Source organism: Curtobacterium sp. MCBA15_005 (assembly GCF_001864855.1).
GTDB lineage: Bacteria > Actinomycetota > Actinomycetes > Actinomycetales > Microbacteriaceae > Curtobacterium > Curtobacterium flaccumfaciens.
Genome location: NZ_MJGL01000034.1, coordinates 68,925 through 81,428, shown reverse-complemented (window position 1 = coordinate 81,428; position 12,504 = coordinate 68,925). Strand labels below are relative to the sequence as shown.

The window sequence follows — 12,504 nt, the reverse complement described above, 5'->3', positions numbered from 1 at the left end:
CGGAGGAACCCCAGATGCGTGACTCCGACGGCGATGACGCCCGACAGGGCGAGTACTCCCACGACGGCCAGCACCGTGCCGATCCGGACGGCGGTGCCGTCGGCCAGGGACGGTCGGAAGGCACGCAGTCGGTCGCTCATGGTCCGTCGAGGCTATCCGGCCTCCAGCGCCTGCTGCACGACGGACGAGCAGCTCTGGCGTCCCCCAACCGCAACGCCCGCTCGGCGGTGGTGCTCGGGCGTCTGCTCGGCATCGCGTTCCTGATCTGCTTCGGCACCGGGATCTACAGCCACCTGCTGCAGGAACCGCTCGGCTGGATGCGGTTCCCGACCCGTCCGACGCAGCTGTACCAGTTCACGCAGGGCCTGCACATCACGACCGGGATCGCGATCATCCCGCTGCTGCTCGCCAAGCTCAACACCGTCGTGCCCGCCCTGGTGCAGGTGCCCCCGGTGCGCGGCGTGCTGCACCTGCTCGAGCGGCTGTCGATCGCGGTGCTCGTGTCCGCGTCGATCATCCAGGTCGTCACCGGCCTGCTCAACACGTACCAGTGGTACCCGTGGCCGTTCCCGTTCCGCCAGGTGCACAACGCGATGGCCTACGTGATCATCGGGTCGCTGGCCATCCACATCGCCGCCAAGCTGCCGGTCATCGCCCGCTACTGGCGGAAGCGCGACTCCTACGACGCGCACGGCCGGTTCATCGCGGACCCCGCGTCCGGCAGTGAGCTGCTCCCACCCGGCCTGGCGCAGCCCGCTCAGCGGGATCGCGCCAGCGATCCGCGGGATGCGCCGAGCGAGCTTGCGAGCGAGGGTCCCGCGTCCGCCCCGCACGCTGCGGTCGCCGAGACCACCGGGTCCACCGCCCCCGGCCTGCTGGGCCGCGTGTTCCGCTGGATCGACGGCGTCGACGCCGCCCCCGCCGGCGCCGAGTCCCGGCCCACCGGACCGGACGCGGCGCCGGAGACCCGCGAGGTGTCCGAGGAGCCGAGTACCGGCCAGCCGACGGCCGACGTGGGGGAGCCGAGCCGGGCCTCCAGGCCGACGCCGGACGCAGCCACCGGACGACGCCAGCGCATCGCCCGACGCGGGTTCTTCGCCGGCGTGACGGCGGCGACGGTCGGTGTCGTCGCGCTCACGGCGGGGCAGTCCTCGAAGCTCGCGGAACCGTTCAACGTGTTCGGCGCCCGTGGCCGCGGCATCGGCGCGAACGAACTGCCGGTGAACCGGACCGCGCGTGCGGCCGGGGTGCTCGCCACCGCGACCGCCGCCGACTGGACGCTCACCGTCGTCGGCCACGACGTGAGCCGGACGTTCGTCCGGGCGGAACTCGTCGCGCTCGGCACCGCGCAGGTCGACCTGCCGATCTCGTGCGTCGAGGGGTGGAGCCAAATGGCGACCTGGAGGGGCGTGCGGATGCGCGACCTGCTCGACGCCGTGCAGGCGCCGCAGGGGTCGCACGTGCGGGTGACGAGCCTGGAACGGCACGGCGGCTACCGGATCATGGACATGGGACCGGAGTACGCCGAGGACCCGACGACGCTCATCGCCCTCGAGCTGAACGGTGCGACGCTCGACCTGGACCACGGGTTCCCGGCGCGGATCATCGCTCCCGGGCGGCCCGGCGTGCTGCAGACCAAGTGGATCGAGAAGATCGAGGTGCTCCGGTGAAGGCCGCGCGGATCGTGCTCGTGGTGATCGGCGTGCTGGTCATCGCGTTCGGGGCGTACGTGCTCGTGACGTCCGTCAAGCCGAACCGCATCGGCGGACTCGGGGTGTGGCTGCTCGCGGCCGTGGTGCTGCACGACGCGGTCCTGTCCCCGTTCGTGGTCGGTGCCGGGTTGCTGCTGCGTCGGGCCGGACGCTCGCTGCGGGCCTGGGTGCTCGTCGTCGTGCAGGCGGCGATCGTGCTCGGCAGCGTGCTCGCCCTGGTGGTCCTGCCGGAGATCGCCGCGAAGGACCACGGGCAGAAGAACCCCACCGTGCTGCCGTTCGACTACGGCACGCGGCTGCTGCTCGTCGAGGGGGCGCTGCTCGTCGTGGTGGTGGTGGTGCTCGCGGTCGGAGTGGTGCGGTCGCGTCGCGCTGGCGGTTCGTCCGGTTCGTCTGGTTCGTCCGCCGTGCGCAGCACTGGTTAAAGGGACAACCTTTCGGTATGATCAGGTCATGACCGACGAGACCCCGTGGCTCACCCGCGAGCAGCTGCGCGCGTGGATGAAGCTCGTCGCGGTCATGGAACTCCTGCCGGCGGCGCTCGACCAGCAGCTGCAGCGCGACGCCGACCTGACGCACTTCGACTACATGGTCATCGCGATGCTCTCCGAGACCGACACCCGGACCCTGCGGATGTCGGCGCTCGCTTCGGCCACGAACGCCTCGTTGCCGCGGCTGTCGCACGTGGTGTCCCGCCTCGAGAAGCGCGGGCTCGTCACCCGGTGCCCGTCGACCTCCGACCGCCGCGCCACCGACGTCCGCCTGACCGACGCCGGGTACGCCACCATCGTCGAGGCAGCTCCGGACCACGTCCGCACCGCCCGCCGGGTGGTCATCGACGCGCTCTCCGACGAGCAGGTCGCGCAGCTCGACGGCATCGCGGCGTCGCTTCTGACTCGGCTCGACCCCGAGGGGCGTTTCGCAGCGCTGACCTACCCGCGCGAGGACGACGACACCGCGATCTGCGAGCAGCGGCTGACGGGCGCGGCGACGGACTGAGGCCGCCTGGTCTCCGCGTCCCTGCAATAGGCTCGCCGCATGACCGACCCCGCCGCGCCGTCCGACACGTACTCCTACCTCGGACCCGCAGGCACCTTCACCGAGGCGGCCCTGAAGCTCGTCGAGGCCGCCGCCGGCAAGCCCTGGCGGAGCGTCAACAACGTCGGTGAGGCCCTGGACGACGTCATGTCCGGCCGGTCGATCGGGGCCGTCATCGCGATCGAGAACAGCGTCGACGGCGGTGTCAGCGCCACGCAGGACGCCCTGGCCCGGATCCCCGGCGTGCGGATCGTGGGGGAGTACCTGGTCCCCGTCGACTTCGTGCTCGTCGCCCGGCCCGGCACGACGCTGGCCGACGTCCACACCGTGAACGCGCACCCCGTCGCCTACGCGCAGACGCACAACTGGCTCGAGGTGAACCTGCCCGGCCACGGCCACATCCCGGCGTCGTCGAACGTCGCCGCGGCCCTCGCCCTGCTCGAGGCGAACCCCACCGCCGACGCCGCCGTCGCGCCGCCCGGCATCACGGACCACCACGACGTCGTCGTGCTCGCATCGTCCATCGGGGACAACGCCTCGGCGGTCACCCGGTTCGTGCTCGTGTCGAAGACCCTCGCCCTGCCCGAGCCGACCGGCGCCGACAAGACCAGCGTCATCGTCGAGCTGCCCGCCGACCACCCCGGCGCCCTGGTCGACATGCTCGAGCAGTTCGCGACGCGGGGCATCAACATGGGGCTGCTGTCGTCACGCCCGATCGGTGACGAGCTCGGCCGCTACCGGTTCGTCATCGACCTCGACGGGCACGTGCGCGACGAGCGGGTCGCGGACGCGCTGCTCGGCCTGCGTCGGTTCAGCCCGCGCGTGACGTTCCTCGGGTCGTACCCGCGCGCCGACGGTGCCCGCCCCGAGGTGCCCGCGCGCTACTCGGACGCCGCGTTCGTCGAGGCGCGGGACTGGTTGCGCGCGATCGTGTCGGGCGAGCCCGGGGCGCGGTAGCGCGGCGCTGCGCGGCGTTCCGCCGTGCCGTGACGCCGTGTGGTGCGAGGTTCCGTAGTCGGTGAGAGCCCGCGGCCCTCGCACGGACGACGGAACCTCGCACGGAGCGACGGAGCGACGGAGCGACGGAGCGACGGAGCGAGCGATCGGGTCGGCTCAGGGCACCTGGCGCGAGCCGTGGCGGTCGTCCGCCGGATCCGGCACGCGCACGGAGAGCCCCATCGGGTCGATACGCGATCGGAAGGCGATGACCTCCCCCACCGGGTCGCCGTCGATCTCGAACTCGTCGGGCCGCTCGAGCCGCGCCGTGAACTCCTGCCCGCGCAGGTAGCGCAGGGGGCGCTCCTCGCGTGAACGCGACACGATCTTCTTGCCGACGGCGGTCTTGCCCAGGTTCGACCGACGGAACGCCCGCAGGATCCCGTTCTCCCAGAACACCCGGGCACCGATCCGCACCCAGCCGAAGAACCCGCGGGGACGCATCACGGCGATGTCGAACACGCCGTCGTCGATCTCGGCGTCGGGCAGCAAGATCGCGCCGGCCTGCAGCATCCCGCAGTTGCCGACGATGAGCGAGTGCGCCCGGAGCGAGTGGTTGCCGTCGTCGTCGAGCTGGTAGCGGAACTCGAACGCGTTGGCGTCGCGCACCGAACGGAACAGCGAGTCGACGTAGGCGAGCCAGCCGACCTTCTTCTTCAGCTCGGGGCGGGTGTTCACGAGCATCCGGGCGTCGAGCCCGAGGCCCGCCATCACCAGGAAGCCGAAGCGTTCGCGCTCACCGCCGGGGCGCTCGACCTTGAGCATGCCGAAGTCGATCTTGCGGTCGTCGCCGTGGAAGATCGTCCGGACGCTCGCGGCCAGGTCGTCGAGGGGGAGCTTCATGTTGCGCGCGAGCAGGTTGCCGGTGCCGCTCGGCAGCAGCGCGAGGGTCGAACCAGACTCGTGCACGACCTCGGCGACCGCACGGACCGTGCCGTCACCGCCGGCCGCCGCGACGACGTCGGCACCGGCCTCGATCGCCGCGCGGGCCATGCCGCCGCCCGGGTCTTCCTCCGAGGTCTCGAACCACAGGGTCTCGGCCCAGCCGGCCTGCTGCTGGTGTTCCGCGACCGTGCGCTTGAGGGTCGGCAGGTGGACCTTGACCGGGTTGTAGACCACCGCGGCCGTCCGCTGCTCGGTGGGGAGGGCGTCCTGGTCCGCGGGCGCGGTCTCCGAAGGGGTCGACATACGTCCACGCTACCGATCGAGGCTGCGTGCGGTTGCCCCCGTCTAGGATGGGGCGGGTGATCGATCCACAGCTGCTTCGCGACAACCCGGACGTCATCAAGGCTTCACAGCAGGCGCGTGGTGCCTCCTTGGCCGTCGTCGACGAAGCCGTCGCCGCCGATTCCGCCCGCCGCAGTGCGATCACCTCGTTCGAGTCGCTCCGCGCCGAGCAGAACGCCTTCGGCAAGACCGTCGCCAAGGCCCCGAAGGACGAGAAGGCCGCGCTCGTGCAGCAGGCCCAGGCCCTCGCCGCACAGGTGAAGGAGGCGCAGGCCACCGTCACCGCGGCCGAGGACACCTTCAACACCGTCGTCCGCGGTATCCCGAACGTCGTGCTCCCCGGGGTGCCCGAGGGCGGCGAGGACGACTTCGTCACGCTCCGCACCGTCGGCACCAAGCCCGAGTTCGACTTCGAGCCGAAGGACCACGCCGACCTCGGCGAGCACCTCGGCATCATCGACATCCCCCGCGGCGTGAAGGTCTCCGGCTCGCGCTTCTACTTCCTGCGCGGCATGGGCGCCCGGCTCGAGATCGCCCTGATGTCGCTCGGCCTCGACCGTGCGATCGCCGCCGGCTTCGAGCCGCTCATCACCCCGACGCTCGTCCGCCCCGAGACGATGGCCGGCACCGGGTTCCTCGGTGAGCACGCGGCCGAGGTCTACCGGCTCGAAGCCGACGACCTGTACCTGACCGGCACGAGCGAGGTCGCCCTCGCCGGGTTCCACGCCGACGAAATCCTGCCGCTCGAGGAAGGACAGGCACACCGCTACGCCGGCTGGTCGACCTGCTACCGCCGCGAGGCCGGTTCGGCGGGCAAGGACAACCGCGGCATCCTCCGCGTGCACCAGTTCAACAAGCTCGAGATGTTCGCCTACGTCCACCCGGACCAGGCCGAGGCCGAGCACGAGCGCCTCGTCTCGCACCAGGAGCAGATGCTCCAGGACCTCGGCCTCCACTACCGCGTGATCGACGTCGCCGCCGGCGACCTCGGCACGAGCGCGGCGAAGAAGTACGACATCGAGGCGTGGGTCCCGACCCAGGGCACGTTCCGCGAGCTCACCTCGACGTCGAACTGCACGACGTTCCAGGCCCGCCGCCTCGACATCCGGTACCGCACCGAGAGCGGCAAGACCGCTCCGGTCGCCACCCTGAACGGCACCCTCGCCACCACCCGCTGGATCGTCGCGATCCTCGAGACGCACCAGCAGGCCGACGGTTCCGTCGTCGTGCCCGAGGTCCTGCGCCCCTACCTCGGTGGCGTCGAGGTGATCGAGCCCCGATGAGCACCCAGGGACGGTTCGTGGACGGCACCTCGCAGGGCGCGGGCAGCGACGCGCCCGCCCGCACCAAGCGCTGGCTGGTCGCGCTCGACATCGACGGCACCACCATGCGTGAGGACGGTGTCGTGACCGAGGCAGTCGTCGCCGCCGTCCGTGACGCCGAGGCCGCCGGGCACGAGGTCATGCTCTCGACCGGCCGCAGCGAGGGCATGACCGTGCCCCTGCTCGAGACCCTCGGCATCCGGCCCAAGTACCTGGTGTGCGCGAACGGTGCGCTCATCCTGGCCCGCCGCGCCGACGGCTCCTACGTGCGCGAACACGTCGAGCGGTTCGACCCGTCCGAGGTGCTGCAGACCATCCACGGAGCGCTCGAGAACGCGGCGTTCGGCGTCGAGGACGAGACCGGTCACTTCCTGCTGTCCGGCAACTTCCCCGACGACACCATGACCGTCGAGGGCGAGCACGTGCCGTTCGAGCAGCTGCTCGGCGTCGAGGCCACCCGCGTCGTCGTCATCTCGCCCGGCCACGACACCGAGGACTTCCTGCAGATCGTCGAGCAGATGGGCCTGCACAAGGTCTCGTACTCCGTCGGCTGGACGTCGTGGCTCGACATCGCTCCTGAGGGCGTGACGAAGGCCACCGCCATGGAGCGCGTGCGCGAGTGGCTCGACATCCCGCGATCGCGCGTCTTCGCCGCGGGCGACGGCCGCAACGACATCGACATGCTCCGCTGGGCCTCGACCTCCGGTCGCGGGGTCGTCATGGGCCAGGCCCCCGACGACGTCGTCGACGCCGGCAACGAGCTCACCGGTGGCATCACCGACGACGGCCTGGCAGCGGCGCTCGACTCCCTGCCCCGCTAGTCCGCGCTCCCGCGCACCCCTGCCTGGAGGCCCGGGTAGACTTCCCGGGACGCGATCACGTCTCGCCACGTGGTTGCGTCACTGGAGGGTTGTCCGAGCGGCCGATGGAGCCTGTCTTGAAAACAGGTGGGCAGAGATGTCTCGTGGGTTCGAATCCCACACCCTCCGCGATGGCCGTTCGGAGTCCGAACAGCCCAAGAACGTGCTAGCGATCCACCACTGTTCGCGGCTGCGCTGCGATTGCTTGCACCTTGGTCCATGGACTCTCGGTAGGAGCTCCTGCCAACGTCTTCCTCCAACGATGAGCAGCTGCCCGTGCTGACTCATCGATGCGCAGCGAGTCCAGTCGAGCGCGGACTCCCCGCCAATCGGGTCGGACGGTGCCCGCATCGTGTGCCGCCCACGACGTCTCACCGCTGGTCTCGATGATTTGAGCAAGCCCGAGGCGCCGGAGGGCGTGCGCATTCGCCAACCGCTCGGGGCTTCCCCCAGGCAGGACAACCCCGGTGAGGCCGAACTGAAGGAGCAGCAAAGTTGTGCCGTGGCCGCCGTGGAAGACCACGCTGTCGCACGAAGCAAGTACATCGTCGGAGGCCAGCTCCAAGCAATCGACACCGATCGCACGTAACGTCCGCGCCAGCCGCGTCGGGGGCGTTCGCCCCCACGCCACGGACAGTGACGGGCCGAGATCAGCGAAAGCGCCAAGAAAGGCGTCCACGTCGTCGGACTCGGGAACGACGCCGTAGAAGAGCGTTCGATGGCCGTCTGGCGACGTTGGACCAGAAGGCGTCTGTCGACCCGTCAACGGTCCGAGGTACGTGACCTTCCCCCTGAAGCCCTTCGGTACCTGATCGATCTGCGGCACACTCGGAACACCAACGCCGCCTACTGCCAAGAGTTCACGGCCGTCGACGAGTCGCCCTGCGCCGAGTGAATCCGCCATGTCTGTCCAGATCTGCTCGGACGCTCGCCCGGCGTACCGGTGCCCGGGAAGATGCAGCGATTGGAGCACGGACGTCACGGGTATGCCGAACCGCGCCGCGGCCGATCCCACTGATGGGCGACCGTCGTGCACCGCGAGGTTTGCGTTGAACGCTCGCAGCGTGCTCGCGTCCCATTCGACTGACAAGGAAAAGTACGCCGGGTCGGTCCAGCGGTCCCAATAACCGGCCGAGATGAGACCCTCTGGGTACACGACGGGATGCACACCGGACCGTGCGACGAGATCGACGTGCTTCTGAGTCGAGACCGCCATCGCGCACGAATGGCCGGCTTCGTTTGCTTCACGCGCGATATGCAGAAGTCGGCCGACGTGCCCGTTCCCGCCACCCCAAGGGAAGAATAACACCCGCAAGGGAATCCCTCCGTTCCTCGATTCGTCGAGAACTGATTCGATGCGAACCGGAGCTCATGCTAGCGTGCCCTGATGGGGGTACGTTGTGGTGCCTTCACTGACCACGAGGGGGACTCAATGGCGAGTATGAAAGAAATTGCGGTGATCGGGGTTGGTGAGCAGGCCTGGACGAATCTCGTGCCCAGCCTCGCGACCATACCGAACGTGCGTATCGATTGGGTCTGTGACACCGACCCGGTCGCGCGCTCCCGAGCTGCGGAGAAGTTGAAAGCAGTTCAATTCGGATCAGTTGAAGAGCTCCTCGGCTCAGTTACACCGGATGCACTGATCGTCGCGTCGACTCCGACAGTGCACCAGCGTGTTCTGGAAATGGCTATCCCGCGCGGGATCCCGACGTTCGTCGAGAAGCCTCCTACGTTGACGACGAGTGGCCTTCAACAACTCCTGCGGCTGAATCGCACGTCGGGCACGCCTACCCGGGTGGGGCTCAACTTCAGCTACTCCGAGCCAGTGCAGATAGCGCTCCAAGCCATGCAGGACGCGGCCTTTGGCAACCTGGCGTACATGCGTATCAACCATCTGAACAACAAACCCGACCAGCCGCTTTGGTTGCAGAACAATCACCGCCGGGATTTTCTTCTATCACAAGTGATCCATGCGTTGGGTGTCGTCTTCGAGGCTGGTGCGCCTGCGAGTGATGACGAGCATTTCACTGCGTACGACAGTCAGGTTGGGGTACTCATGTCACTCAACAAACAGTTCGTGAGCCGACGATCTGGAAACCCCTTCACCTTTGAATTGGTCGCCTCGTCGTCCGCTCCGTTCTTCGATTGGAGTCTCCAAGCAATCTCTGACAACGGTTCGATGATCACGATCAACTCGCTGCTGGAGATCGAGATATCGACTCAAGGAGTCACTCATCCTCTCGGGGTCGGCCCGAAGTGGTGGCGAAGCAGCTGGCGACCGAGTCCGGTGTCGACCGGTCACAGGCGCAATGGCTTCACTCTGCAGTTCGAATCTTTTCTGAACGACAAAACCTCGCATGCTCAAATGGCTCCGACTTTGGCTGCCTGTTTGCCGATGTACGAGTTGATGGACAGGATGGAGGCGGCGAATGTCCTTGAAGCTGCTTGAGAACCGGAACATCGACATCGATGAGCAAGACGTGTCGGCAGTCGTGGCGGCCGTACAGTCAGGAGCGCTCTCGGGAACCTCGCCCCTGGTTCGAGTCTATGAGACCGAGCTCGCTGAGTACTTCGGATCGGCGTTCGCGCTTGCTGTCTCGAGCGGTACGGCGGCATTGCAAGTCCTGCTCTATGCGTACGGCATCGGCCCGGGTGACGAGGTGATTCTTCCACCGACTGCTCCGGTGATGACGGTGCTTCCGATCATCGCTTCGGGGGCGTGCCCGGTGTTCGTGGACATCGCTGCGACGACGTTCGGCCTAGACCTGCGGGGCCTCGAGCTCGCGCGTTCCGCCCGCACTCGGCTGATTGTCACGGTGCCGATGTGGGGATATCCGACGAACGTCGAAGAGGTGCAAAGCCTTGCTTCTGACTGGGCGATTCCAGTGATCGAAGACGCTTCGCACGCGCACGGGACCGTTGAGGGGAACGGGCGACTGGCCGGCCGCACCAGCCATGCCAGTTTCTTCAGCACTCAGGAGCGAAAAATGGTGTCCACCGGAGAAGGAGGCTTCATCCTTACAGACGACGTCGACCTCGCGCGTCGTGTCCGGGAGATCCGTGACTTCGGGAAGATCGACCCTGCCCATCCGTCTCTTGCGGCTCTGGCGGGGACCTACGGGCACGCATTCGGGCTGAACTTCAGAACATCAGCGATCGCGGCGGCTCTGGGAAGGCAGCAATTGCTGAAGCTCGACCGCAAGATAGCGGCAAGGACGGCGAACGCGGCACGTCTCGCTGAGGCAGTTCGTCGTTTGCGCCACGACTACCGACCACGACCTGTCGAGTCGGGAACGCCGAATCACTACTCGTTGGTGGTCGAGGGGCCCCGTGGTTCCGACGCCACGGGCGTTGGCCGTGTCCTGCACAGTCGAGGCATCGTGTCAGACATCTTCCGATTCGGAGGCGTACCGCTGAACCGCATGCCGCTCTTCGCGGAGTACAGATCCGCTGACACGCCGAATGCGGAACGAGCTCTGGCCGAGTTTGTGACCCTCCCAACGCATGAGGGGTTGACCGAGTCGGACCTCGGCCGGATCGAGCGCGCGATTGAGGAGACGATGGGAACGTCAGCGTGAGCGTGATTGAGGGAATGTACGACTACCAGCGTCACGACACTGCTTCCGGATACGTGACCACGCCGGACCAGGTGCGGCTGTTGCTCGTCGCCCACCGCAAGCTGCGGCGGTGGTTACCTCCGGGAGGGCACGTCGAGGACGGCGAACTTGCACACGACGCAGTCCTCCGTGAGGTTCTTGAGGAGACCGGGGTCGAAGCAATTCACCCCGCAGTCCAGTGGGACCTGCAACTCGGAGGTGTTATTGACGTGCAACTACCCGCACCGATCGCGGTATCCGCGCAGTTCATCGGACACGGCGACTCTCGAATCGGGAAACCGCATATTCACATCGATCACATCTTTCGGTTGTCCGTGAGAGAAGGCGCGGGTTTGACGACCACCGTCGACCTTGCAGAGGTGGAAGCGTGCGGCTGGTTCACGCGCGCCGAGATCCTCGAACAGATGGACGTCTTCGATGCCACCAGGGCATTCGCGAAGAGATTCATGGACGAGGAAGCGGGATGACGCGCACCGAGGTGTCGGTCGTCATCCCGACCTTCAACCGATCGAGGGAACTCTCCCAGACACTCGAGGCACTCGACAGGCAGACGTCGTCTTCGTTCGAGGTCGTCGTGGCTGACGATGGTTCAAAACACCCCGTTGTTGATGAAGTCGAGGGGACGTTCTCGTTCCCGATGACGCACGTTCGGCAGGAGCGTGACGGATTTCGACTGGCGGCGGCACGGAACCTGGGGGCGAGCGCAGCGAGCGGCGCGCTCCTCGTGTTCCTTGACTGCGGGACGTTGCCCGGACCGCGGTTGGTGGAGACATACCTTGCAGCAGCAGAGCGAGCATCGTCGGTTGACTTCGTTGCGATGGGGCCAACGTACGGGTATGACGTCGCGCCGCCGTACGCCTCCTACGTCGCAAGGGTCTTCTGCGACGCTGGCGCCGACTTCCAGCCGCATCGCTTCTTCGGTATCCCCGGCGTTGCGGACTACCGAGAGCTGGCCCTCGCAGCCGCAGTTCACCCTGCCGAAATCATGATGCCGTGGCGCTTGTTCTGGGGCCGTAACGTAGCGGTGGCTGCGACCGCCTTCTCCAATGTCGGCGGATTTGACGAGAACTTCAGGAGCTATGGAGTCGAGGACATCGATCTCGGATACCGTCTTCTTGCCTCCGGATGTCAGGTCAGGTGGGAACGGGCGGCCTGGGCTTTGGAGATTCCTGAAGTCGCTGATCTGAGCTCGACGCAAAAGGCGGCCGAGAACGATAGCAATCTCCGGGCGATGCAACGGAAGTACGACGATGTGTGGGTGGAGTTCTACCGCGCAGTCCGTCCCTCGGCCCGGAGCGAGCAAGTCGAAGGCGAGCTCCTCGAAGCGGAGCTTCGACGGATGACGCCGTGCGCTCCGTTACGACGCACGGAGCCCGGCCCGGAGCGGATTGTCTACTTCGGTGTCCCGGAGATTGCGATTGGCGCTGACGACGTGGTCCTCGACCCATGCGTCCACCGCAGCCGTTCGGAGCACGACCCCGGTCTCGTCTCGTCTCTCGGCATGGCGACTCTCTTCAACGAAGGTCAATTCGATCGGGCAGTCATAACGCAGCGGTTCAGACCACTCCTTGCCCATTGGTCTGAATTCGTGACCGCGGAGGCCTCACGACTCGCTCATCGAGTCGATCGGACAGGTAGCCGATGAGGCGCGGAGAGGGGGAACAAGGTCACGAGCAGGCACCTGCGCCAAGCCCATCGGGTCGCCCGGGATCTCGGCCCTACGAACTGGTTC

At 67.4% G+C, this 12,504-nt stretch carries 11 protein-coding genes and 1 tRNA gene; 11 read left to right on the top strand and 1 reads right to left on the bottom strand.

What is annotated here, in order from left to right:
• Window positions 1–14: 14 nt before the first annotated feature.
• Genes BIU89_RS12505 through pheA form a run of 4 tightly spaced genes read left to right on the top strand, consistent with a single transcriptional unit; the run spans window position 15 to window position 3,707 of the window.
• On the top strand, window positions 15–1,670 hold the full coding sequence (locus BIU89_RS12505; protein WP_175475025.1) for a molybdopterin-dependent oxidoreductase: 1,656 nt from the start codon (window positions 15–17) through the stop codon (window positions 1,668–1,670).
• Window positions 1,667–2,137, top strand: a complete 471-nt coding sequence (locus tag BIU89_RS12500; RefSeq protein ID WP_071246949.1) for a hypothetical protein — start codon at window positions 1,667–1,669, stop codon at window positions 2,135–2,137. The genes BIU89_RS12505 and BIU89_RS12500 overlap by 4 nt, the downstream gene beginning before the upstream one ends.
• Window positions 2,138–2,165: 28 nt before the next feature.
• Window positions 2,166–2,711 (top strand): MarR family winged helix-turn-helix transcriptional regulator, encoded by a 546-nt coding sequence (locus BIU89_RS12495; protein WP_027466075.1) that lies wholly within the window; start codon window positions 2,166–2,168, stop codon window positions 2,709–2,711.
• Between the two features lie 39 nt (window positions 2,712–2,750).
• Entirely contained in the window at window positions 2,751–3,707 is a 957-nt protein-coding gene (pheA, locus tag BIU89_RS12490; protein ID WP_071246946.1) for a prephenate dehydratase, read from the top strand.
• 156 nt (window positions 3,708–3,863) lie between these two features.
• Here pheA and BIU89_RS12485 read toward each other — a convergent pair whose 3' ends face one another.
• On the bottom strand, window positions 3,864–4,934 hold the full coding sequence (locus tag BIU89_RS12485; protein ID WP_083404356.1) for a diacylglycerol/lipid kinase family protein: 1,071 nt from the start codon (window positions 4,932–4,934) through the stop codon (window positions 3,864–3,866).
• A gap of 56 nt (window positions 4,935–4,990) precedes the next feature.
• On the opposite strand from BIU89_RS12485, the gene serS reads away from it, so the two are divergent.
• The 7 genes from serS to BIU89_RS12455 all read left to right on the top strand — a co-directional run bounded on the left by serS (window position 4,991) and on the right by BIU89_RS12455 (window position 12,417).
• Window positions 4,991–6,256, top strand: a complete 1,266-nt coding sequence (gene serS, locus BIU89_RS12480; RefSeq protein WP_071247077.1) for a serine--tRNA ligase — start codon at window positions 4,991–4,993, stop codon at window positions 6,254–6,256.
• Window positions 6,253–7,116, top strand: a complete 864-nt coding sequence (locus BIU89_RS12475; RefSeq protein ID WP_083404355.1) for an HAD family hydrolase — start codon at window positions 6,253–6,255, stop codon at window positions 7,114–7,116. The genes serS and BIU89_RS12475 overlap by 4 nt, the downstream gene beginning before the upstream one ends.
• Before the next feature lie 83 nt (window positions 7,117–7,199).
• A tRNA-Ser gene (locus BIU89_RS12470) sits at window positions 7,200–7,284 on the top strand.
• A gap of 1,303 nt (window positions 7,285–8,587) precedes the next feature.
• Entirely contained in the window at window positions 8,588–9,604 is a 1,017-nt protein-coding gene (locus tag BIU89_RS17780) for a Gfo/Idh/MocA family protein (protein ID WP_175475024.1), read from the top strand.
• On the top strand, window positions 9,585–10,733 hold the full coding sequence (locus BIU89_RS12465; protein WP_083404353.1) for a DegT/DnrJ/EryC1/StrS family aminotransferase: 1,149 nt from the start codon (window positions 9,585–9,587) through the stop codon (window positions 10,731–10,733). Before BIU89_RS17780 ends, BIU89_RS12465 begins: the two co-directional genes overlap by 20 nt.
• Window positions 10,730–11,239 carry an NUDIX hydrolase gene (locus BIU89_RS12460; RefSeq protein WP_139179084.1) on the top strand — a complete coding sequence of 170 codons (510 nt, stop codon included), beginning with the start codon at window positions 10,730–10,732 and terminating at the stop codon, window positions 11,237–11,239. Before BIU89_RS12465 ends, BIU89_RS12460 begins: the two co-directional genes overlap by 4 nt.
• Window positions 11,236–12,417 (top strand): glycosyltransferase, encoded by a 1,182-nt coding sequence (locus BIU89_RS12455; RefSeq protein ID WP_071246944.1) that lies wholly within the window; start codon window positions 11,236–11,238, stop codon window positions 12,415–12,417. Before BIU89_RS12460 ends, BIU89_RS12455 begins: the two co-directional genes overlap by 4 nt.
• Window positions 12,418–12,504: the final 87 nt, after the last annotated feature.

Excerpts from the sequence above, each read along its gene's own strand:
- BIU89_RS12505 (WP_175475025.1), top strand. The coding sequence starts at position 15 with ATGCGTGACTCCGACGGCGATGACGCCCGACAGGGCGAGTACTCCCAC.
- BIU89_RS12495 (WP_027466075.1), top strand. The coding sequence starts at position 2,166 with ATGACCGACGAGACCCCGTGGCTCACCCGCGAGCAGCTGCGCGCGTGG.
- pheA (WP_071246946.1), top strand. The coding sequence starts at position 2,751 with ATGACCGACCCCGCCGCGCCGTCCGACACGTACTCCTACCTCGGACCC.
- BIU89_RS12485 (WP_083404356.1), bottom strand. The coding sequence starts at position 4,934 with ATGTCGACCCCTTCGGAGACCGCGCCCGCGGACCAGGACGCCCTCCCC.
- BIU89_RS12475 (WP_083404355.1), top strand. The coding sequence starts at position 6,253 with ATGAGCACCCAGGGACGGTTCGTGGACGGCACCTCGCAGGGCGCGGGC.
- BIU89_RS17780 (WP_175475024.1), top strand. The coding sequence starts at position 8,588 with ATGGCGAGTATGAAAGAAATTGCGGTGATCGGGGTTGGTGAGCAGGCC.
- BIU89_RS12465 (WP_083404353.1), top strand. The coding sequence starts at position 9,585 with ATGTCCTTGAAGCTGCTTGAGAACCGGAACATCGACATCGATGAGCAA.
- BIU89_RS12455 (WP_071246944.1), top strand. The coding sequence starts at position 11,236 with ATGACGCGCACCGAGGTGTCGGTCGTCATCCCGACCTTCAACCGATCG.